This is a genomic window from Micromonospora sp. CNZ280 (genome assembly GCF_011759515.1).
The window spans coordinates 295,509-315,685 of sequence record NZ_JAAOYP010000002.1; the positions used below are offsets into that span (position 1 = coordinate 295,509).

At 74.7% G+C, this 20,177-nt stretch carries 24 protein-coding genes and 1 pseudogene; 18 read left to right on the plus strand and 7 right to left on the minus strand.

All coding sequences use genetic code 11. The annotated features are described in order from the left end of the window. Positions 1-89 precede the first annotated feature (89 nt). From FHX32_RS16420 to FHX32_RS16440, 5 genes are all read left to right on the plus strand, one after another. Positions 90-494, plus strand: coding sequence for a YbaB/EbfC family nucleoid-associated protein (locus FHX32_RS16420; protein ID WP_167183503.1), 405 nt, complete (start codon positions 90-92; stop codon positions 492-494). Then, positions 481-801, plus strand: a complete 321-nt coding sequence (locus FHX32_RS16425) for a type VII secretion target (protein WP_167183505.1) — start codon at positions 481-483, stop codon at positions 799-801. Before FHX32_RS16420 ends, FHX32_RS16425 begins: the two co-directional genes overlap by 14 nt. Further along, complete coding sequence (locus FHX32_RS16430) at positions 798-1,976, plus strand: WXG100-like domain-containing protein (protein ID WP_167183507.1); 1,179 nt, start codon at positions 798-800, stop codon at positions 1,974-1,976. The genes FHX32_RS16425 and FHX32_RS16430 overlap by 4 nt, the downstream gene beginning before the upstream one ends. Beyond that, a complete protein-coding gene (locus tag FHX32_RS16435; RefSeq protein ID WP_167183510.1) occupies positions 1,976-2,299 on the plus strand; it encodes a hypothetical protein in 324 nt (107 codons plus the stop codon). Before FHX32_RS16430 ends, FHX32_RS16435 begins: the two co-directional genes overlap by 1 nt. 77 nt (positions 2,300-2,376) lie before the next feature. Continuing rightward, the gene (locus FHX32_RS16440; RefSeq protein WP_167183513.1) at positions 2,377-2,964 is read left to right on the plus strand and encodes a DinB family protein; all 588 of its coding nucleotides are present in this window, start codon (positions 2,377-2,379) and stop codon (positions 2,962-2,964) included. 303 nt (positions 2,965-3,267) lie between these two features. Here FHX32_RS16440 and FHX32_RS16445 read toward each other — a convergent pair whose 3' ends face one another. Beyond that, a complete protein-coding gene (locus FHX32_RS16445; protein WP_167183516.1) occupies positions 3,268-3,732 on the minus strand; it encodes a DIP1984 family protein in 465 nt (154 codons plus the stop codon). A 168-nt stretch (positions 3,733-3,900) separates the two neighbouring features. Between FHX32_RS16445 and FHX32_RS35135 the strand changes: the two are divergent. Beyond that, positions 3,901-4,326: pseudogene (locus FHX32_RS35135) on the plus strand (RraA family protein); the annotation flags it as partial. Between the two features lie 86 nt (positions 4,327-4,412). Then, positions 4,413-4,592 carry a hypothetical protein gene (locus FHX32_RS35140; RefSeq protein WP_486481133.1) on the plus strand — a complete coding sequence of 60 codons (180 nt, stop codon included), beginning with the start codon at positions 4,413-4,415 and terminating at the stop codon, positions 4,590-4,592. Between the two features lie 4 nt (positions 4,593-4,596). On the opposite strand, the gene FHX32_RS16455 is transcribed toward FHX32_RS35140, so the two are convergent. Then, positions 4,597-5,184, minus strand: a complete 588-nt coding sequence (locus FHX32_RS16455) for a TetR/AcrR family transcriptional regulator (RefSeq protein ID WP_167183519.1) — start codon at positions 5,182-5,184, stop codon at positions 4,597-4,599. Positions 5,185-5,252: 68 nt separating this feature from the next. Here FHX32_RS16455 and FHX32_RS16460 point away from each other — a divergent pair, with 68 nt between their 5' ends. From FHX32_RS16460 to dinB, 10 genes are all read left to right on the plus strand, one after another. Next, the gene (locus tag FHX32_RS16460) at positions 5,253-5,624 is read left to right on the plus strand and encodes a nuclear transport factor 2 family protein (RefSeq protein ID WP_167183522.1); all 372 of its coding nucleotides are present in this window, start codon (positions 5,253-5,255) and stop codon (positions 5,622-5,624) included. Between the two features lie 200 nt (positions 5,625-5,824). After that, positions 5,825-6,958 (plus strand): peptidoglycan recognition protein family protein, encoded by a 1,134-nt coding sequence (locus FHX32_RS16465; protein ID WP_167183525.1) that lies wholly within the window; start codon positions 5,825-5,827, stop codon positions 6,956-6,958. A gap of 130 nt (positions 6,959-7,088) precedes the next feature. Beyond that, positions 7,089-7,502, plus strand: a complete 414-nt coding sequence (locus tag FHX32_RS16470; protein WP_167183528.1) for a VOC family protein — start codon at positions 7,089-7,091, stop codon at positions 7,500-7,502. Between the two features lie 55 nt (positions 7,503-7,557). Beyond that, on the plus strand, positions 7,558-9,702 hold the full coding sequence (locus FHX32_RS16475; protein WP_167183531.1) for a glycogen debranching N-terminal domain-containing protein: 2,145 nt from the start codon (positions 7,558-7,560) through the stop codon (positions 9,700-9,702). 153 nt (positions 9,703-9,855) lie between these two features. Beyond that, on the plus strand, positions 9,856-10,935 hold the full coding sequence (locus FHX32_RS16480) for an endonuclease/exonuclease/phosphatase family protein (RefSeq protein ID WP_167183534.1): 1,080 nt from the start codon (positions 9,856-9,858) through the stop codon (positions 10,933-10,935). Between the two features lie 70 nt (positions 10,936-11,005). Beyond that, on the plus strand, positions 11,006-12,226 hold the full coding sequence (locus FHX32_RS16485) for a GAF domain-containing SpoIIE family protein phosphatase (RefSeq protein WP_167183537.1): 1,221 nt from the start codon (positions 11,006-11,008) through the stop codon (positions 12,224-12,226). Positions 12,227-12,262: 36 nt separating this feature from the next. Next, entirely contained in the window at positions 12,263-12,427 is a 165-nt protein-coding gene (locus FHX32_RS16490; protein WP_486481134.1) for a hypothetical protein, read from the plus strand. A 99-nt stretch (positions 12,428-12,526) separates the two neighbouring features. Then, positions 12,527-13,051 carry a GNAT family N-acetyltransferase gene (locus FHX32_RS16495; RefSeq protein WP_167183540.1) on the plus strand — a complete coding sequence of 175 codons (525 nt, stop codon included), beginning with the start codon at positions 12,527-12,529 and terminating at the stop codon, positions 13,049-13,051. Between the two features lie 38 nt (positions 13,052-13,089). Then, the gene (locus tag FHX32_RS16500; RefSeq protein WP_167183544.1) at positions 13,090-13,461 is read left to right on the plus strand and encodes a hypothetical protein; all 372 of its coding nucleotides are present in this window, start codon (positions 13,090-13,092) and stop codon (positions 13,459-13,461) included. 157 nt (positions 13,462-13,618) lie between these two features. Then, positions 13,619-14,806 carry a DNA polymerase IV gene (gene dinB / locus FHX32_RS16505; protein ID WP_486481135.1) on the plus strand — a complete coding sequence of 396 codons (1,188 nt, stop codon included), beginning with the start codon at positions 13,619-13,621 and terminating at the stop codon, positions 14,804-14,806. A gap of 80 nt (positions 14,807-14,886) precedes the next feature. Here dinB and FHX32_RS16510 read toward each other — a convergent pair whose 3' ends face one another. From FHX32_RS16510 to FHX32_RS16525, 4 genes are all read right to left on the minus strand, one after another. Next, a complete protein-coding gene (locus FHX32_RS16510; RefSeq protein ID WP_167183551.1) occupies positions 14,887-15,105 on the minus strand; it encodes a hypothetical protein in 219 nt (72 codons plus the stop codon). Between the two features lie 237 nt (positions 15,106-15,342). Beyond that, a complete protein-coding gene (locus FHX32_RS16515; RefSeq protein WP_208418996.1) occupies positions 15,343-16,056 on the minus strand; it encodes a class I SAM-dependent methyltransferase in 714 nt (237 codons plus the stop codon). A 32-nt stretch (positions 16,057-16,088) separates the two neighbouring features. Next, positions 16,089-16,766 carry a DUF2064 domain-containing protein gene (locus tag FHX32_RS16520; RefSeq protein ID WP_167183557.1) on the minus strand — a complete coding sequence of 226 codons (678 nt, stop codon included), beginning with the start codon at positions 16,764-16,766 and terminating at the stop codon, positions 16,089-16,091. Next, on the minus strand, positions 16,763-17,437 hold the full coding sequence (locus FHX32_RS16525; RefSeq protein WP_167183560.1) for a glycosyltransferase family 2 protein: 675 nt from the start codon (positions 17,435-17,437) through the stop codon (positions 16,763-16,765). The genes FHX32_RS16520 and FHX32_RS16525 overlap by 4 nt, the downstream gene beginning before the upstream one ends. 146 nt (positions 17,438-17,583) lie before the next feature. Here FHX32_RS16525 and FHX32_RS16530 point away from each other — a divergent pair, with 146 nt between their 5' ends. Further along, the gene (locus tag FHX32_RS16530) at positions 17,584-18,972 is read left to right on the plus strand and encodes a hypothetical protein (RefSeq protein ID WP_167183563.1); all 1,389 of its coding nucleotides are present in this window, start codon (positions 17,584-17,586) and stop codon (positions 18,970-18,972) included. A gap of 26 nt (positions 18,973-18,998) precedes the next feature. On the opposite strand, the gene FHX32_RS16535 is transcribed toward FHX32_RS16530, so the two are convergent. Further along, on the minus strand, positions 18,999-20,060 hold the full coding sequence (locus tag FHX32_RS16535; protein ID WP_167183566.1) for an NAD-dependent epimerase/dehydratase family protein: 1,062 nt from the start codon (positions 20,058-20,060) through the stop codon (positions 18,999-19,001). Positions 20,061-20,177 lie beyond the last annotated feature (117 nt).

A 20,177-nucleotide genomic window follows, 5' to 3' on the forward strand; every position in this document is an offset into this window, starting at 1 on the left:
CGCCTGCCGGCCGTCACGGGGCGGCACGGATCGACCTCGATTGGTAACGTGACCCGGGGCTCGCACCGGTGGGACGGGGAGGCTCCGAGGTGTGGACGGACGAGGCGGCGCTGGACGCCGCACGACGACGGGTCGACGACTGGGAGGCCACGCTCGCCGAGCGGGCGACGCGGACCACCGCACTGACCCGCGAACTGGCGGCACTCACCGCGACGGTCCGCAGCCCCGACGGCGCGGTCGAGGCGACCGTCGACGCCACCGGGGCCCTGATCGACCTGCGGCTCGACGAGCGGGTGCGCGGGCAGTCCGCGGCGCGCACCGCCGACCAGGTGCTGGCCACCGCGCGGGCGGCGCAGGCGGAACTGGTCCGCCGGGCGGTGGCGACGACCGAGGCGGCACTCGGCGCGGACGACCCGGCTGCGCGGGCCGTCGTCGAGTCGTACGCCCGCCGGCTGCGCCGGCCCGACGAGGGTGGCGCCGGTGCCGCCCGCTGACGGCGTCCGGGTCCGCCCGGAGGATCTCGACGCGCACGCCGGTCACCTCGACGCCGTCGCCGACGCGTTGCACCTCGCCACCGCGGCCGGGCGGTCCGTGCGGCTCGGCGGCGACGCGTACGGGCAGCTCTGCGCGCTGGTGCCGGTCCTGGTGGACCAGGTGCAACGGGTGCTGGTCGACGGCATCGACGGCGCCACCGACTCGGTGCGGGACACCGCCGGTCGGCTCCGCACCGCCGCCGGCCGCTACCGGGGTGCTGACACCCGCGCGCAGGCCGCCCTGGACGGGCTGCGCGGCCGGCGGTGAGCGGCAACCCGCTGGTCGCCGCCCCCGCCGACACCACCGGCCCGTGGACCGGGGTGTGGATCGCCGAGGACATCGAGCTGATCGGCCGGGGCATCCGCGACGGCAGCTGGATCGACGGCAGCCTCGGCGTGGTCGGCGCCGGGCTCGACGCGCTGGCCCTCGTCTCCGATCCGGTCGGCTCCCTGCTCCAGTACGGCATCGCCTGGCTCATCGAGCACGTCCGGCCGCTGACCGAGGCGCTCGACTGGCTGGCCGGCGACCCGGCGCAGATCGCCGCCCACGCCCAGACCTGGCGCAACGTCGCCGGCACCCTGCGTACCGAGGCGGCGACGCTCGCCCGGGCGGCCCGGCTGGACCTCGCCGAGTGGAGCGGTGCGGCCGCCACCGCGTACCGGTCGTGGGCGGCCGAGCAGCAGGGGGCGCTGGTCGGCCTGGGCCGGGCCGCCGACACGATGGCCGCGCTCACCGAGGGTGCCGGCTGCCTGATCGCGGCCGTCCGGCTCATGGTCCGCGACACCATCGCGCTCTGCGTCTCCCGCCTCATCGTGTACGCGGCCGAGGAGGCGCTCAGCTTCGGCCTGGCCACTCCTCTGGTGGTGGAACAGGTCGTCACCACGGTCGCCGCGTTCGCGGCGAAGATCGCCCGGTGGCTGCGCGGGCTGCTGGCCAGCCTCCGGCGGCTGATCCCGGAGGCACGCCGCCTCACCGAACTGATCGACCTCCTCAAGCGACATCTCGACAGACTGCGACCGGGCGGGCGGCCCGGTGGGCCCGTTGCGCCGGGGCCGCCGCCTCACAAGCCGGATCCCATGGAGGAGGCACGAGTTCGTGAGCTCGGCATGGACCCGGCCACTGGCCGTTTCCGGCCGGGCGAAGCGGAGACAGCGGTCCGCATCGAAAACGAGCTCGGTGTCCGGTTGCGCAGAGCCCCGACGGACTCGTCGGCGGACTGGGTGGATGAGTCGGGCCGCACCTATGATGCTGTCGGCAACTTCCCGGCGCAGTTCTTCGACCGGCAGTGGCCGCAACTCCAATACCAGATCGAGCGACACCTGGACAAAGCTGATCTGGTGCCGGTTGACGTGTCGCCTTTCTCGCCGGGGCAGGTCGCGAGGATCGAGCAATTCATCGTGGATCGGCAACTCAGTCCGCGCGTCTTCGTTGTGGGGAAGTGATGGCCGCTCTCATCGTGTTCAAGCCGGGCGTCGACTGGACAACGACGGGTGGGCTGTTCGACTGGACCTTGGAATTCCTGATGCGACGCGTGCCGCATCAGGAGGTAGTCGACCATTTGCGGGAGATCGTCGACAACAACCTCGGATCGTTCTGGCTCGACGACGTACCGGCGCGGTACCGGGCCGAGATTCTCACGCGGTTGCGGCAGGAGTTGCTTGCCGCGGCGGAGCGGGAACTGCCCGACACGGACCAGAAGCCGGCAGCACTCGGGCACCTGCGCGAGCTGGTCGATGCGGCGTGCCGGGTCGACAGTTCAGGCTGAGTGACGACGTGGGTCACGCTTGGCACTGTGTGGGCGCGGGTTGAGTGGGGCGGGAGCACGTGGCAGGGTCGTGCCTCATGATCGATGACTTCGCGAAGACGTACCTGCACGACGATCTACGGCAGATTCGTGAGGTGGTCGTCTGGAAGCTCGACGGGCTCGGCGAGTACGACATCCGCCGTCCCCTGACCGCGACCGGCACCAACCTGCTCGGTCTGGTCAAGCACCTGTCGGTCTGCGAGGCCAGGTACTTCGGCGAGGTCTTCGGGCGGCCGTTCCCCGAACCACTGGCACGCTGGGACGACGCCGAGGCGGGCGAGACCGAGATGTGGGCGGCCGAGCACGAAACGCGCGACGAGATCATCGACCGCTACCGCCGCGTGTGGGAGCACTCGGACGCGACGATCCTCGCCCTGGCCATCGACGCGCCCGGCTACGTGCCCTGGTGGCCGCGTCCACAGGTCATGCTGTTCAACATCCTGGTCCACGTGCTCACCGAGACGAACCGCCACGCCGGGCATGCCGACATCCTGCGCGAGCAACTCGACGGGTCGACGGGGTTCGCAGCCCGGTACGCCGACGGGCAGCGCGACGCGGCCTTCTGGGCAGCCCGGCGCGCGGAGATCGAGCGGGCCGCCAGGGCAGGCGATCCAACCCTTGCCTGACGGCGTCGCATGCCGGTGATCCTGCCCCGCTCGCGGGCGGTGATCGACGATGGGCGCCCGGGCCGGTCAGCGTCATTCGCCGGCTGGGTGTGGAGTTCCCCGAGCCCGCCCTCGCCGCCGTGGATCTGCACGTGGTGGTGTGTTGTGCGCGGTGCGCTGTCACCTGTCCTCTGTGCTGGGCGGCCCTGTGAGTCGAGGAGTCGAACCTCCGCGCTGCCCGTCGCGCGCCAGAGAAAGGAGTCCGGTTTACAGCCGGATCTGTGCTGTGCACGCCTCCACGACGGCTACCTGCTCCACACCTGACTAGTCCAGCAGGTCCGCCTCCCAGTTGGTGCGCTGGATCAGCACGTCCAGCTCGCGCAGTTCGCGGGCCAACGCGTCGGCCTGGCCGCGCAGCTCGGCCACCGGGAGCGCGGTGAGCATCTTCAGCTCCGAGCGCAGTTGCCGGACCGCGTGCCGCCCACCGGCGGCCGCGTCGGCCGCCGCGGTGAGCACGGAGTGCCGCAGCCGCAGTACGTCCCGACGCGCCAGCACGTCGGTGAGCCTGCCGTGGTCGCCGGCCGGCACCGAGGCGTTGGTCCGGTTGATCCGGCGGATCAGCGACTCCAGCTGGTCGAGCGTCTCGGCCAGCTCGCCGAGCAGGGCGTTGGCGTCCTCCGGCGGCGCCTCGCCCTCCTGGTACCGGGCGCTGCCCACAATCCGTGCGCGCAGCTGTTCCACCCGCCGGACCGCGTCGGCCCGATCCGCCAGCGCCTCACCGAGCTTCACCGGCCCACCTCCCGTGTCGAGCCCGGCAAGGATAGTTGATCTCGGTCGCTGGAGAGGATCGGTTTTCCGGGCGTACGCGGGCCAGGCGATCCGGATTGGACCTGGCTGCCGTGCCGGTCGGCGTCCCTACGATGGCGACCCACGATCCACAGCCGCCCGGAGGACGTCATGGTGGAGCATCTCGCCGACCTGCCCACGCCGCTACTGGCCGACGCCTGCGTACGACTGGACGTGCCGTTGCGGGTGGCGCCCGCCGGCGTCCGGCCGGTCGTGTCCGGCCAGCGGGTGGCCGGCCGGGTGCTGCCGGTACGGCACCACGGCAGCGTGGACGTGTTCCTGGAGGCGTACGGTTCGGCGGCGCCCGGGGACGTGCTGGTGATCGACAACGGCGGGCGGACGGACGAGGCGTGCGTGGGTGACCTGGCGGTGCTGGAGGCCGCCGCGGCCGGGGTCGCCGGCCTGGTGGTGTGGGGGCTGCACCGCGACACCGCCGAGCTGGTGGAGATCAGCCTGCCGGTGTTCAGTTACGGCAGTTGCCCGCTCGGACCGACCCGGCTGGACGATCGGGAGGCGCAGACAATGCTCAGCGCCCGGGTCGGCGAGCACCTGGTCACCGCCGACGACCTGGTCTGCGCCGACGACGACGGCGTGCTCTTTCTGCCCGCGGCCGCGCCGAGGAGGTGCTGGCGACGGCGGAGCGGATCCGGCGTACCGAGCGGATCCAGGCGGCCCGGATCCGCGCCGGTGAGACGTTGCGCCAGCAGACCGCGTTCGACGACTACCTGGCCCGGCGCGCGGCGGAGCCCGACTACACCTTCCGCCAGCACCTGCGCCGGGTCGGTGGTGCGATCGAGGAGTGAGCGGTCAGGGCGGCGCGGCCCCGTACACCCGCAGGATGCTGGTGCGCAGCGCGGCGGCGGCCTGGTCGGCGGCCATCCGCCCGGCGGCGACCTCGGCCCCGGCGGCGTGCCCCAGGGCGATGGTGGTGGCGACCAGCCAGGTGGGCGGCAGCGCCGGGTCGAACTCGCCGGCGGCCTGACCGCGGGCGACCAGCCGCAACAGCCGGTCGACGACCGGTTGGTGCAGTTCGTCGTCGGCGTCGCCGGCCGGCACGCTGTCCAGCACCGGGTAGCGCAGGGCCGTCCGCCAGCCGGCGTCGAGCAGGCGCAGCAGCGCGTCCGGGGCCGGCCCCTCGTCGATGGCGGCGGCGTCGATGGCGGCCATCGCCTCCTCGGTGATCCGCCCGACCACCGCCGTGAGCAGCGCGTCCCGGGACGGGAAGTGCGCGTAGACGGTCTGCCGGGAGAGCCCGGCGGCCGCCGCCACGTCGTCGACGGTGGCGTTGGGCCGGTCGCCGAGCAACCGGACGGCCGCGTCGAGGATCGCGGCCGCGTTGCGCCGGGCCTCGGCGCGTACCCGTCGGCGCCGTTCCGGTGACGTCAGCTCGGACATGGTTGTCAAGGCTACCGCCGATGCTTATCCTTGACACTCACGTCAAGAGTAAGCATCGGAGGACAGCGATGACCTACCCGGTTCCGCGCGACGACATCGCCGGCTACCTGCGCGCGTACGTGGCCGAGATGGCGTTCGGCGACGCGGATCCCGCCGTCGTGCTGGACCGCTACCACACGCCGGACGTGGTCTGGCACAACGACGGGATCCGGCTGGATCGGGAGCGGCTGATCGCGCACGCCCGACCGGTACGCCGCAAGGCGACCCGGTGCGACCTCGACATCCACGACACCCTCACCAGCGGCGACCGGGTGGCGGTGCGCTACACGATGGACTCGACACTGCGCGACAGGTCGATCGTCACCGAGATCTACATGTTCGGGGAACTCGCACCGGACGGCCGGCTGCGCCGGATCGACCAGATCACCCGCACTCCCTGAGGAACACCCCGCGCCGGTCCGACCGGGGACCGGGATCCGGGTGGACGGTCCAGCTCGGACGGGGACGACCGGAGCTTCCAGCCGGCGCCGACCCCTAGCGCCGGCCGGAGGGATGGCAATATCCTCCACTGCACGCGCGACCTCTGGAGCTACTTTTCACAGCTCCGCTCATCCCCCGTCGTCGCCGCAGAGGAGATGCCATGCACGTCGACCATTCCGAACTGGACCGTCGCACCCTGCTGCGGGCCGGCCTCGGCGCCGCCACGGTGGCGGTCGTCGGGAGCGAACTCGCCTTCCCGGCGGCCGCGCAGGCGGACCCGGGCGCGGACCTGGACTGGATCTACAGCTGCGACGAGTGGGGCGCCCGCCCGCCCGCCGACCCGCTGTCGGTCAGCGCCATCCCCACCAACAAGATCATCGTGCACCACATGGCGTTCCCGAACGTCACCGACTACTCGGAGGCGCAGGCGATCAAGCTCGCCCGCGACTGCCAGGACCTGCACATGGACGGCAACGGCTGGTCCGACACCGGCCAGCACTTCACCATCAGCCGGGGCGGCTACGTGCTGGAGGGCCGGCGCGGCAGCCTGGAGCGCCTCCAGGCCGGCGACCGGCAGATGATCTCGGCACACTGCCCGGGCGAGAACGGGCGCGCCATCGGCATCGAGAACGAGGGCACCTACGTCACCGAGACGCCGCCGGAGGCCCTGCTCGACTCGCTGGTCAGGCTCTGCACCACGATCTGCCGGCAGTACGGCCTCTCCGCCCACGACATCTTCGGCCACTGGGACTTCCGCACCACCCAGTGCCCGGGCGCCGCGTTCTACCGGCAGTTCCCGATGCTGCGCCGGCGGGTCTTCCGCGAGCTCGGCACCGACCTCGCGGACGTGCCGGCGCGCCGCTGGCCCGACCTGTGGCGGTTCGTCGGCTCGCCGTCGGTCCGGGTGGTGCAGTACCTGCTCGCCCACCGCGGCTACACCGTGCCGGTGAACAGCGTCTTCGACGCGGCGACCGTGGCGGCCGTGCAGGACTGGCAGGCCCGCAACGGCATCCCGGTCGACGTGGACGCCACCCTCACCACCCCGACCTGGGAGACCCTGGTGCCGGAACTGGACAAGGACGCCAGCGGCATCCCGGTCAGCGCCGTGCAGTTCATGCTCAACTTCAAGGGGTGGACCGAGGTCACCGTCACCGGCGAGTACGACTACGCCACGAAGAAGGCGGTCCAGGACCTCCAGGCCCTGCACAACCTGCCCGAGGACGGCAAGCTCACCACCAGCACCTGGTGCGTGCTCGTCGGCGGGGTGGTCCGGCAGTCCTTCCGGCACCGCTGACGGCCCGCGCCGTGGCGGAGGTGGTGAGCCGGCACCTCCGCCACGGCCGGCGGCGCCCGTCCGGCGATTCACGCGCCACGGCACCCGTCCTCTGCGACGATGACCCCTGGTCAGGACCAAGGAGGGTGCCATGACGTCGCGACTCAACCCGTACCTCAGCTTCGACGGGAACGCCCGGGAGGCGATGGAGTTCTACCGGCAGGTGTTCGGCGGCGACCTGACATTGAGCACGTTCGGGGAGTTCGGCACCGACGACCCGACGCTGGCCGACAAGGTCATGCACGGCATGCTGGAGACACCGTCCGGCTACACGCTGATGGCCTCGGACACCGCCCCGGGCATGCAGCACGTGCCCGGCAACAACGTCTCGGTGAGCGTCAGCGGCGTCGACGGCAACGAGCTGCGCGGGTACTGGGACAAGCTCACCGTCGGCGGCACGGTGAGCGTCCCGCTGGAGAAGCAGATGTGGGGCGACGAGTTCGGCATGTGCGTCGACCGGTTCGGCATCGGCTGGCTGGTGAACATCAGCCAGCCCCAGCGCTGACCGTCCGCGCCGGCCACGGCAGGTGTAGTGGGGGCGGCACCGGGTAGGAACCGCCGTGAGCGCCGTCCGGAACCTGCGCGTACGCCCGGATCTGCTCTACCTGGCGAGTGGCTGGAGCACGCTGGTCACCGACGTGCGCGGGCGGATCCGGGGCACCGGAGCACAGGGGTTCTTCGCCCGCAACACCCGGGTGCTCAGTCTGGAACGGATCACCGTCGACGGCCGCGAGCCGGTGCCGTTCAGCACCGCCAACGTCGGCGGCCACGCCCAGCTCTCGTACGCCGAACTCGGCGACCGCGAAACCCTGCCCGCACGGACCGCCTACCTGCTGGTCGAGCGGTTCGTCGGCGAGGGGCTGCGCACCCGGCTGACCGTGGCCAGCTACGCCGGCCAGCCGCTGGACCTGCGCCTGCGGATCCACCTCGCGGCCGACTTCGCGGACACCTCCGAGGCCGAGACCGGCCGGCGGGTGCAGGTCGGCGAGGTCGACACCCACTGGGACGCCGCTGGCCAGGAACTGTGCCTCCGCTACCGCTGCGCCGGGCTGGACCGGGCGGTGGCGATCCGGGCCACCGCCGACGCCCCGGTCCGCTACGCCGACGGAGCGTTCGAGGTCGACCTCGCGGTGCCGCCCCGCGAGCGCCGCCGGGTGGACCTGCTCGTCGAGCCCGTCTTCGAGGGTCGGCGCCTGGCCGCGCCACCGCCGACGTTCGCCGAACCGGGCGACGCCGCGGCCCGCGCCCGCACCCGGCTCACCGCCGAACTCACCCGGCTGACCAGCCCGAACTTCGACGTCACAGCGGCCTGGCGGTGCGCGGTCGGTGACCTCGCCGTGCTGCCGCTCGGTGAACCGGACGGTCCGACGGCCCCGATCGCCGGCCTGCCGATCTACCAGGAGATCTTCGGGCGGGACACGATGACCGCGTCCTGGCAGGCGCTGCTCGCCGGGCCGAGCATGCTCGCGGACAGCCTCCGGCTCAACGCCCGCCACCTGGGGCAGCGGATCGACGACTGGCGGGACGAGGAGCCCGGCAAGCCGCTGCACGAGTCCCGGCGCGGCCCGGTCTCCGTGCTCGGCCTCGACCCGTTCACCCACTACCACGGCGACTGGTCGACCGCGCCGGACTTCCTGGCCTTCCTCGGCCAGTACTACGCCTGGACCGGCGACCTCGACACCGTCCGCGACCTGCTGCCGACGGCCCGGCGCGTGCTGGCCTGGATCGACCGGTTCGGCGACCTCGACCGGGACGGCTTCCTGGAGTACCACCGCCGGTCCCGGGCCGGCCTGAAGAACCAGGGGTGGAAGGACTCGGACACCGCCGTCGTCGACGAGCACGGGCAGGTGGTGCCGAACCCGATCGCCACCAGCGAGTTGCAGGCGTACTGGTACGCCGCGCTGCGGCACGCCGCCGTGGCGTTCACCGCGACCGGTCATCCCGGACTCGGCGCCAGCCTGGTCCGGCGGGCGGCCGCGTTGCGTCGGCGCTTCCACCGCGCGTACTGGCTGCCCGACCGGGGCTGTTACGCGATGGCGCTCGGCCCGGACGGCCGACCGGTGCGGTCGGTCAACTCCAACGACGGTCACCTGCTGGCCACCGGGATCGTGCCGGCCCGGATCGCCCGGACCGTCGCCGACCGGCTGCTCGCCCCCGACATGTTCAGCGGCTGGGGAGTCCGCACGCTCTCCTCCGGCCACCCGGCGTACAACCCGTTCAGCTACCACCGGGGCAGCGTCTGGCCGGTCGAGGCGGGCACCATCGGCCTCGGCCTGGCCCGGTACGGCTGCTGGCAGCACCTGCACCGGCTGGCCGAGGGGATGTTCGCCGCGGCGGCGCTGTTCGACGAGCACCGCCTGCCCGAGGTGCTCTCCGGGTTGCCCCGCGACGACGCCCACCCGTACCCCGGGGTCTATCCCGACTCCTGCTCGCCGCAGGCCTGGTCGGCCAGTTCGGTGGTGGCGCTGATCCAGGCGCTGCTCGCGCTGCGGCCGGCCGCGCCGCTACGGACCATCTTCGTCGACCCGCACCTGCCCGAGTGGCTGCCCCAGCTCACCCTGGAGGGCGTACAGGTCGGGGGGCGCACCGTCGACCTGACCGTCCGCCGCCGGCGCGGTGGCCGTACCTCGCTGCGCGCCCGCGGCGACCGGATCGCGGTGATCCGCCGCCCCCCGCTGCGGGCGGTCGCCGCCCGCCGCGGCTGACCCCGCGGTCCGTCGCACCGCCGCTGACCCGCGGTTTCCGTCGCCCACCGGTCCGGAAACCGGCCGATCGGGCGTATCCGGAAGGGCCGTCGCGGCGCTACCGTACGGCAGGCTTCCGCGACGCGGATCTCCTTCGAGGAGAGGACCGGGGAGATGGACGGCAGGGCGCTCCCGTACCGACTGACCCGACTGTTCACCGCCGCCGCCCTGGTGGCGGCCGGCCTGGGGCTGGTCGCCCCGCCCGCGCAGGCCCAGCCCGGCGCCAAGATCACGGTGATGACCCGCAACCTCTACCTCGGCGGCGACCTCACCCCGTCGATGACGGCGCCGGACCTGCCCGCGTTCCTCGCGGCGAACGCTGCCCTGCTCAGTCACGTGGACCTGGTCGACTTCCCCGCCCGGGCGAAGCTGGTCGCGGCGGAGATCCGGGAGCACAAGCCGGACGTGGTGGGCCTGCAGGAGGTGGCGCTGTGGCGCACCGGGCCGCTCGGCGACCCGGCTCCGGCCACCACGGTCCGCTACGACTACCTGGCCCTGCTGATGACGGAGCTGGCGGTCGCCGGCCACCGCTACGACGTGGCCGTGGTGCAGGACGAGGCGGACCTCGAGGCTCCGGCCGGGCCGCCGCACCTGGTCGACGCCCGGCTCACCATGCGCGACGTCCTCCTGGTCCGGCACGGCGGTCGGGTCAAGGTCACCGGCACCTCGTCCGGGAACTTCGTCACCAACATGGTCACCCCGCTGCCGGCCACCGGCAGCTCGGTGACCAGCACGCGCGGCTGGACCGCGGTGGACGTGGTACACGGCCGGCGCGCGTTCCGGGTGGTCAACACCCACCTGGAGGCGTTCCACCCGGGCGTACGGGTGCGGCAGGCCGAGGAGCTGCTGGCCGGGCCGCTGGACGTCCCCGGCCGGGTGATCCTCGTCGGCGACCTCAACACCGGGCCGGAGCTGCCGGAGCCGGCCAACCGCCTGGCCTACGTCACGCTGGTCGCCGGCGGGATGGTGGACACCTGGCCGATCCTGCACCCCGGCGACCCGGGGTACACCGCCGGCCTCGGCGACGACCTGACCGAACCGGCCGACGACGTCGAACACCGGATCGACATGGTGCTGGTCCGCGGCACGGTGGTGCCGGTGACCAGCGAGGTCTTCGGCACCGAACGGCGTACGCCGGACGGCCGCTGGGCCTCCGACCACCTGGGCCACGTCGCGGTGCTCGCCCTGCCCTAGCGGGCGTGGCCCGACTCCACCGCCGCAGGTCAGACATCTCCCCGCGGCGCAGCGCGACTAGGATCCTTGCGTGGTCGACACAGGGCTCATCCAGGACGACGAGCGGCTGCGCCGCATCGAGGCGGTGACGGACGCGACCCTGTCCCGCCTCGATGTCGCCGACCTCTTCGACGAACTGCTGGAGCGGGTCCGGGATCTGCTGGACGTCGACACCGCCGCGATCCTGCTGCTCGACGCGCACGCGCGGCAGTTGGTGGCGACCGCGGCGAAGGGGTTGGAGGAGGAGGTCCGGCAGGGTTTCCGGGTCACGCTCGGCCGCGGATTCGCCGGCCGGATCGCGCTCACCCAGCGGCCCGTGCTGATCGAGGACGTCCGCGCGGGCGACGTGGTCAACCCGGTCCTGGTGGAGATGGGGCTGCGCGCCCTGCTCGGCGTGCCGATGTTCGCCCGCGGCCAGCTCATCGGCGTGCTGCACGTCGGGACGCTGCGCCCGCGCACCTTCACCCCCGACGACATACGCCTGCTCGAACTGGTCGCCGACCGGGCCGGCCTGGCCAGTCTGGCCCGCTCCGACAATCTCGATCACAACGCCGCCCTGGCCCTGCAACGCAGCCTGCTGCCCACCCGGCTGCCCGAGGTGCCGGGGTTGGAGATGGCGGCCCGGTACGTGCCGGGCCACGTCGCGGGCATCGGCGGCGACTGGTACGACGTGTTCACCCTGCCGTCGGGCTGGCTCGGTCTGGTCATCGGCGACGTGTCCGGTCACGGGCTGCAGTCCGCGGTGGTGATGGGCCGGGTGCGCAGCGCGCTGCGCGCGTACGCGCTGGTCTGCGACGAACCGGCGGACGCGCTGACCCTCCTCGACCGGAAGGTCGCCCACTTCGAGGCGGGCAGCCTGACCACCGCGCTCTACGCGATGATCTCGCCGGACCGGGAGACCGTCCACATCTCGGTGGCCGGGCACCTGCTCCCCGTGCTCGCCGCTCCCGGCGAGCCGGTCACCGTGGTGCCCGCGCACGTCGACCCGCCGCTGGGCACCGGCCCGCGGCCGCCGCACCGGCAGCAGACCGCGGCCCGGCTGCCGCCCGGCGCCGTGCTGGTCTGCTACACCGATGGGCTGATCGAGCGGCGCGACGAGGTGATCGACGTCGGGATCGGGCAACTGCTCGGCGCGGTCCGGCCGGGGCCGGCCGAGGAGGTGTGTGCCACCGTCATGGCCGCCTTCGGCGCCGAGCGCCCCACCGACGACATCGCCCTGCTGGCCGTCCGCCGTCGCCCGACCGGCCACTGACCCGCCCGCCGCCACATCTCCACCGACGCCGTCGAGGTGCTCGACGGGCGCACCTCGTCCACCCCGCTGCGCGAGGTGTCCGGGTACCGGCCGGAGTGGGGCCTGCCGTCACCGGCCGACCGGGCGGAGATCCTCCGGCTGATGGCTGCCGAGGCGCCGCAGGGCGGCTCCGCCCCGCCCTCCCCCACCGCGGTCGGCTGACCCGGTCCGCGCGGCGGCGGGCAGGTGCCGGCCGCGCCGGCCGGCCCGGGCCGGGAAACGCCGTCGCGCCCGGCAGGCCGGGCGTCCTATGGTGGCGCGATGTTGATCAGACGTGAGACCGCCGACGACGTGGCGGCCGTCCGGGCGGTGCACACCGCCGCGTTCGCCAAGGCGGACCAGCCCGGTGTCGTACCCGTGGAGGCGACCCTGGTCGACGCGCTGCGGGCCGACGGCGGCTGGCTGCCGGCGCTGTCCCTGGTCGCGGCGGATCCGGACGGGCAGGTCGTCGGGCACGTGGTGTGCACCCGCGGCCGGGTGGCCGGCGAGCCGGTGGCGCTCGGGCTCGGACCGCTCGGGGTGCTGCCGGGCTGGCAGCGACGCGGGGTGGGCAGCGCGTTGATGCACGCCGCGCTCGGCGCGGCGGACGCGCTCGACGAGCCGCTCGTGGTGCTGCTCGGCCACCCCGACTACTACCCCCGGTTCGGCTTCCGGCCGGCGGTCGACCTCGGCGTCACGCCGCCCGAACCGTGGGGGCCGCGCTACTTCATGGCCCGCCCGCTGAGCGCCTGGCGACCGTCGATCCGCGGCGAGTTCCGGTACGCGGCGCCGTTCGAGGATCTCTGACCTTTCGCGGAATCACCGATTGTTGCATTCTGGTTGCCATGGGAGAGGTGCTGCCGATGCCCGGGTTCGGCGACCTGTTCGCCGACATCCGGGGCGACGACCGGACGATGCGGGTCAGCTACCACCCCGACCGGGGCGCCGTGGTGCTGTCCCTGTGGTGCGGCACGGTGTGCCGGGGGTCCTTCCGGATGGCCGTCGGCGACGCACCCCGGCTGCTGTCGCTGCTCGCCCAGATCGGCGCCGCCGCGGCGCCCGGGGCACCGCCGGACGACCCGACCACCACGCAGGGCACCCGCGCGACGGCGGCGGTGCCCGCACCGGCCCCCGATCCGGTCGAGCAGACCGGTCAGATCGCCGGCCCGGCGCACCGCGCCGCGCTGCCGATCGTGCCGGCGCCGCGGGTCGCCTGACCCCCGAGCCGGCACCAGGCAACGGCCGGGGCGTCCCGCCGGCGCCGGTCCGGCGTCCGTGCCCGGCCGGCGTTCGACCCGCTGCCACGGTGGCCGTGCGCGCGCGCGTCCGGGCAGGTCAGTGCCGCAATCGCGGCAACCGTGCGAACATATGTTCGTGTCGCGCGAGGCCAGCATCCTGCACGCCGACCTGGACGCGTTCTACGCGTCGGTCGAGCAGCGGGACGACCCGCGCCTGCGCGGCCGGCCGGTGATCGTCGGCGGCGGGGTGGTCCTCGCCGCCAGCTACGAGGCGAAGGCCCGGGGCGTACGCAGCGCGATGGGCGGCCGGCAGGCCCGCCGGTTGTGCCCGGAGGCGATCGTGGTGCCGCCCCGGATGTCGGCGTACACGGCGGCCAGCCGAGCGGTGTTCGAGATCTTCCGGCAGACCACCCCGCTGGTCGAGGGACTCTCGGTCGACGAGGCGTTCCTGGACGTGGGTGGCCTGCGCCGGCTGGCGGGCCCGCCGGCCGACATCGCCGCGCGGCTGCGGCACGAGGTGCGCCACCGCGTGGGCCTGCCGATCACGGTAGGCGTGGCCCGGACGAAGTTCCTGGCCAAGGTGGCCAGCGGGGTGGCCAAACCGGACGGCTTGCTGGTCGTCCCGCCCGACGGCGAGCTCGCCTTCCTGCATCCGCTGCCGGTGGAGCGGCTGTGGGGCGTCGGGCCGGTCACCGCGACGAAGCTGCGCGAGCGCGGCATCCGCACCGTCGGCCAGGTCGCCGGCCTCGGCGAGGCGACCCTGGTCTCGCTGCTCGGCGCGGGTGCCGGCCGGCACCTGCACGCGCTGGCGCACAACCGCGACCCCCGGCCGGTGCAGGTGGGCCGGCGCCGCGCGTCGATGGGGGCCCAGCACGCTCTCGGCGGCCCGGCACACTCGCCGGCCGAGCTGGACGCCGTCCTGGCCGGGCTGGTCGACCGGGTGACCCGGCGGATGCGCGGCGCCACCCGCACCGGCCGGACCGTGACGCTGCGGCTGCGCTTCGCCGACTACACCCGGGCGACCCGGTCACACACCCTGCCGAAGGCGACCGCGGACACCCAACCGCTGCTCGCCGCCGCCCGGGCGCTGCTGCGCGCCGCCCGGCCGGAGATCGACCGGCGCGGCATCACCCTGCTCGGCGTCTCGGTGGCAAACCTGGACGGTGGCCACGTGCAGTTGCCGTTGCCGTTCGAGCGGGACCCGGGCGCCGACCTCGACGCCGCGGTCGACGCGGTGCGCGACCGGTTCGGATCCGCAGCGCTCACCCGCGCGGTGCTGCTCGGCCGGGACACCGGCCCGGAGATGCCCCGACTGCCGGACTGACCGGTGGCCGCGCCGGAACCGCGCCGGCCCGAAGCAGCAGCCGCCGGACGGGGCGTACCGTCATCGGGCCGCCGCCGTGTTCAGCAGGGCACCTCGCGCCAGGTCGACCGGCCACCGCGCCACGCGTTGGCGAGGATGACGGCGGCGGCGCGACTCGGGCAACCCTGCACCTGCGACCGGCCGGAGGCTCCGCCGATCTGGGCCTGCACCTCCCAGCGCTGCCCGTCGGTGCGGATGTAGACGTCCCGACGGCCGCGGGTGGTGGAGTCGCCGTTCCACCAATGCTGCTCAACTGTCACAAGCCCGACGGTAGAGCACCGGAAACCGGAGCAGTAGTGGGTGGGGCCGGGTTTCCACAGGTCACAGCCGGCCGACGCGACGCAAGGTGCACAGTCGACCACTCAGGGTCGCCGAGCACGCCCCGTACGGCATGCGCGAGGTGGCCCGCGAGCAGGTGGCGGGCCGGTCGCGGCCGGGCACTTCCTGCCCGAGGAGGCGCCCGACGAGACGAGCCGGCACCTGCCGGCGTTCCTCGGTCAGCCGTCGCCTGCGGCCCCGCGGGACGGCACGGCGGGCTCGGCGGACGGCTGGGCGAGTTCGGCGAACCAGCGCCCGCCCGCCTCGAACGTGTCCCGGACCGCGAGGCCGGACGTCCGGGCCACGCCGTGCACCGCGACCGTGTCCAGTCGAGCCCACCGGAACGGTCCGCCGCGGCGCAGCATGCCGTCGGTCGACCGGGACGCCAGCCGGGCGTGCCCGCGCCACAGGCCTGGCCCGGGCGGTTCCAGCTCGACGACGACCGTCCCGGTGGGATGGACCAGGCGCCGGCACCGCCGCAGCAGCGCGACCGGGTCGCCCCCGATGCCGATGTTGCCGTCCATCAGCAGGACGTGCCGCCAGCGGCCCTCGGCGGGAAGGGCGGTGAAGACGTCACGTCGGATGGCGACCGCGCCGCGCGCCCGGGTCAGCCGTACCGCCTGGGTGGAGACGTCCACGCCGAGGGCGGCGCGGCCGGCCCGGGTCAGGGCGAGGGTGAACCGGCCCGGCCCGCACCCGACGTCCAGCGTCGGACCGGCGCACCGGGCGACGACCGCCGCCGTCGCCGGCTCGGGCGGGCCGTGCCACCGGCGTACCGGCAGCGGGGCGCGGCGGCCGTCGCTCTGCTCCAGCCAGTGGCTGCCCCGGTGCGGGCGCAGGGCGGCGGCGAACGCGGCGACGTCAGGGACGTCCGGGGCGCTGCCGGGATCCAGGTCGCGGCCGGCCGGCCCGACGGCGTGCACCGTCACCGGCGGCCACCGGCGGGCGCTGGCCGCACCGTCGCCACCTGGCGGGCGAACCGGCCTCCGCTGGCCTCGGCGGCCACCGCGAGCGCGTCCGGCCACTCGTCCACGTCGCGCAGCACGGGCAGCGGCGCTGGCCGCAGCCCCCGCTCGCCGAGCGCCACCCGGGTGTGCCAGGCGGTCCGCGCGGTGGACATCGGCACGGTACGCAGGGCGTCGGCGTGCCGCGGGTCGCGCAGCCCGAGCGCCCACCAGCCCCCGTCGACGGCCCGGCCGAGCGCCGCGTCGGCGGCGGCGAGCCGGCGGATCGCGGCGCCCAACCGGGCGGGGGTCAGCTGCGGGGTGTCCATGCCGATCTGCACCACGGCACGTCCCGGGAAGGCGGCCGCGACGTCCGCGTGGGCGTTGGCGAGCCGCTCACCGAGTCCCGCGCCGCGTTGGGCGAACACGGTCCAGCCGGCGAGCGCCCCGGCCAGCTCGGCGCCGTGCTCGGCGTCGTCGAGCCGGCCGGACAGCGCCAGCACCGGAACCGCGCCGGGCACGGCGCGGACCGCGTCCAGGGTGTCCAGCAGGGCGGCCGCGGCGATCCGGGCCGCCTGGGCCGGGGTGGCCGGCGGGGCCAGCCGGGTCTTCACCGCACCCGGCACCGGCGCCTTGGCCATCACCAGCAGGACGCTCACCGCGGCCGGCCCACGGTACGCAGCACGCCGGCGAAGTCGCGGGTGGCACGGAGGGTGCCGCGTACCGAGCCGGAGACCTTGGACCGGGTGCCGGCGGCGCGCGGGGCGTAGCTGACGTCCAGCTCGTGAATGCGCCAGCCGGCGGCGGCGGCGCGGATCAGCAGTTCCAGCGGGTAGCCGAAGGCCCGGTCGGCGACACCGAGGGCGAGCAGCGCGTCGCGGCGGGCGGCGCGGATCGGGCTGAGGTCGCGCAGCGGTACGCCCCGCTGCCGCAGCAGCGCCGCGATCAGCGCGGTGCCGGCGCGGGCGTGCCACGGCCACGCCCCGGCCGAGACCGGCCGGCGCCGTCCGACGCTCAGGTCGGCGACCCCGTCGGCCACCGGCGCGACCAGGGCGGGCAGCTCGCCGGGGTCGAAGGAGCCGTCGGCGTCGAGCACGCAGACCAGCTCCGCCTCGGCCGCCTCCAGCCCGGCGTGCACGGCGGCGCCGTAGCCGCGGCGCGGCTCGTGCACCACCCGGGCGCCGTGCCGGGCCGCCACCTGCGGTGAACCGTCCCGGGATCCGTTGTCCACCACGATCGCCCGGTAGCCGGGCGGCAGCGCGGTGAGCAGGCCGGGCAGGGCAGCCGCCTCGTCCAGGCAGGGCAGCACCACGTCGATCTGGATCGGCATACCGCTGACGCTAGGACGCCAGCCGGGCGCCGGAGGGCAGATCGGGCCTTACGGATCTGTTACCGACGGATCGGTTCTTACCGGACGGTGACGTTCCGGCCGTTCGCCTGTCGTGGACGGGGTCGAGGACGTACCGTCCGGTCGGCATGAGAACGACCACGAGGCCACCCGACGCACCCGGGCAGGCACCGACCCGCCGGCGGCGGGCGGACCTGACCGTACTCGGCGTCGAGGCGGCGCTGCTGGCCCTCGCCGTGGCCGTCGGTGCGGTGCTCAACGCCCGTGACGCCGGCCTGTACGCGGACGCCGCCCCGCTCTACGCGACCTGGCGGCCGCATCTCGGCTGGGGCACCCCGGCGGCGGTGCTGGTGGCGGTCGTGGTGGTCGGGGCGGGGGTGCGGTGGGCGTCGACCGCCCGCTGGGGTCCGCTGCTCGGCACGGCCTGGCTGGCGTCGGCGGCGTGGACGCTGTCCCTGGCGCTGGTGGACGGCTGGTCGGCCGGGTTCACCGAGCGGCTCACCCCGCAGGCCGAGTACCTGCACGAGGTCCCCGGGGTCACGGACGTCCCCGCCATGCTGGCCGGGTTCACCGGCCGGATCCTGGACTTCCAGCCGGACTCGTGGTCCACCCACACCGCCGGGCACCCACCCGGCGCGCTGCTGTTCTTCGTCGGGCTGGACCGGATGGGCCTCGGCGGCGGCACCGCCGCCGCGCTGGCGTGCGTGCTGCTGGGCACCAGCGTCACGGTGTCCGTGCCGGTCGCGCTGCGGGCGCTCGGCGCCGAGCCGGCCGCCCGCGCGGTGCTGCCGTTCCTGGTCCTGCTGCCGGGCGGGGTGTGGGTGGGCGCGTCGGCCGACGGCGTCTTCACCGGCGTGGTCGCCGCCGGGCTGGCCCTGCTCGCGGTACCCGGACGGCTGGCGCCCGCCGCCGGCGGACTGCTGCTCGGCGGCGCGCTGCACCTGTCGTACGGTTTCGTGCTGGTCGGCCTGCTGGCGGTGGCGGTGCTGGCGGTGCGACCGGCGGGCCGGCTCGCCGCCCTGGCCGCCGGGCTCGCCGGAGTCGGCACCGTGGTGGTCGCGTTCACCGTGGCCGGCTTCTGGTGGTGGGACGGCTACCGGCTGGTGGTGGAGCGGTACTACCAGGGGTGGGCGGCCGACCGGCCGTACGGCTACTGGGTGTGGGCCAACCTGGCGGCGCTGCTGCTCTGCGCCGGTCCCGCGGTCGGGCCGGCGCTGCGCCGGACGGTCGCGGCCGGCGTGGTGGCGGTCCGGTCCGCGTGGCGCGGCGCCGCGCTCCGGCTCGCCGCGCCGGCCGCCGGGCCGACCGTGGTGCTACCGGTGGCCGCGGCGGTCGCGGTGCTCGCCGCTGACCTGTCCGGGCTGAGCAAGGCGGAGGTGGAGCGGATCTGGCTGCCCTTCGCGGTCTGGCTGCTGGTTGCCACCGCGCATCTGCCGGCGGCGTCCCGCCGCTGGTGGCTGGCCGGTCAGGCGGTGACCGCGCTCGCGGTCAACCACCTGCTGTGGACGGTCTCCTGACCGAGTCGCGGCAGCGTGCTGGCCGGTCAGGCGGGCAGGGCCGCCGGCTCGCGCAGCGGGTCGGTGGCGAAGGCCGCCACCCCGTCGGCGAAGCTGACCCGGGCGGTGAAGCCGAGCAGGTCGGCCGCGCGGGCGGGATCGGCGACCACGTGCCGGACGTCGGCCGGGCGGGCCCCGCCGACCACCACCGGGGCCGGGCCGCCCATCGCGGTGGCCAGGGTGGCGGCCAGCTCGCCGACGCTGCGCGGCTGTCCGGAGCAGACGTTGACGGCCGACAGGGGCTCCGGCGGCGCCGTGGCCAGCGCCAGCAGGTTGGCCCGCGCCACGTCGGTGACGTGCACGAAGTCGCGGCGCTGCCGGCCGTCCTCGAGCACGGTGGGGGGCCGGCCGTCGGCCAGCGCGGACCGGAAGATCGAGGCCACCCCGGCGTACGGGGTGTCGCGCGGCATGCGTGGGCCGTAGACGTTGTGGTACCGCAGCGCCCACACCTGCCCGCCGGTCTGCCGCGCCCAGGCGCCGGCCAGGTGCTCCTGCGCGAGTTTGCTGGCCGCGTACGTGCTGCGCGGCTCCAGCGGCGCGTCCTCGGGCACCAGCAGCGACGTCAGCGTGCCGGCGCAGCGCGGGCACGTCGGGTCGTAGCGACCGGCGGCCAGGTCGGCGGGGCGGCGCGGGGCGGGACGGACGACACCGTGCCGGGGGCACTCGTAGCGGCCCTCGCCGTAGACCACCATCGAACTGGCCAGCACCAGGCGGCGCACGCCGGCCCGGTGCATGGCGGCGAGCAGCACCGCCGTGCCGTAGTCGTTGTGGCTCGCGTACGCGGGCGCGTCCGACGGGTCCAGCCCGTGCCCGACCATGGCCGCCTGGTGACAGACCGCGTCGACCCCGGCCAGCAGCCGGTCGAGCAGGTCGGGGTCACGGACGTCACCGACCACCGGGGCGTGCGGGCGGCTCCACTCGGGCAGCTCGGCGCCGTGCGCCTGGGGCAGCAGCGCGTCCAGCGCCACCACCTCGTGTCCCGCGCCGGTGAGCAGGTCGACGACCTGGGACCCGATGAACCCGGCCGCGCCGGTGACCAGTACCCGCATCCGGTCAGGGTAGGTCGGCCGGGGCCGCCGTCAGGGCGGATCGCCGGTCCCGTAAGCACCTCGAAACATCAGCCACCCGCAGGTGGCCACGGACGTGGCGGTGGCCGAGGTGGTGGC

Bases quoted from the DNA above. Each gene is read 5' to 3' on its own strand.
- FHX32_RS16440 (WP_167183513.1), top strand. From the start codon at position 2,377: ATGATCGATGACTTCGCGAAGACGTACCTGCACGACGATCTACGGCAG.
- FHX32_RS16435 (WP_167183510.1), top strand. From the start codon at position 1,976: ATGGCCGCTCTCATCGTGTTCAAGCCGGGCGTCGACTGGACAACGACG.
- FHX32_RS16470 (WP_167183528.1), top strand. From the start codon at position 7,089: ATGACGTCGCGACTCAACCCGTACCTCAGCTTCGACGGGAACGCCCGG.
- FHX32_RS16480 (WP_167183534.1), top strand. From the start codon at position 9,856: ATGGACGGCAGGGCGCTCCCGTACCGACTGACCCGACTGTTCACCGCC.
- FHX32_RS16525 (WP_167183560.1), bottom strand. From the start codon at position 17,437: ATGCCGATCCAGATCGACGTGGTGCTGCCCTGCCTGGACGAGGCGGCT.
- FHX32_RS16460 (WP_167183522.1), top strand. From the start codon at position 5,253: ATGACCTACCCGGTTCCGCGCGACGACATCGCCGGCTACCTGCGCGCG.
- FHX32_RS16455 (WP_167183519.1), bottom strand. From the start codon at position 5,184: ATGTCCGAGCTGACGTCACCGGAACGGCGCCGACGGGTACGCGCCGAG.
- FHX32_RS16465 (WP_167183525.1), top strand. From the start codon at position 5,825: ATGCACGTCGACCATTCCGAACTGGACCGTCGCACCCTGCTGCGGGCC.
- FHX32_RS16500 (WP_167183544.1), top strand. From the start codon at position 13,090: ATGGGAGAGGTGCTGCCGATGCCCGGGTTCGGCGACCTGTTCGCCGAC.
- FHX32_RS16535 (WP_167183566.1), bottom strand. From the start codon at position 20,060: ATGCGGGTACTGGTCACCGGCGCGGCCGGGTTCATCGGGTCCCAGGTC.
- FHX32_RS16530 (WP_167183563.1), top strand. From the start codon at position 17,584: ATGAGAACGACCACGAGGCCACCCGACGCACCCGGGCAGGCACCGACC.
- FHX32_RS16495 (WP_167183540.1), top strand. From the start codon at position 12,527: ATGTTGATCAGACGTGAGACCGCCGACGACGTGGCGGCCGTCCGGGCG.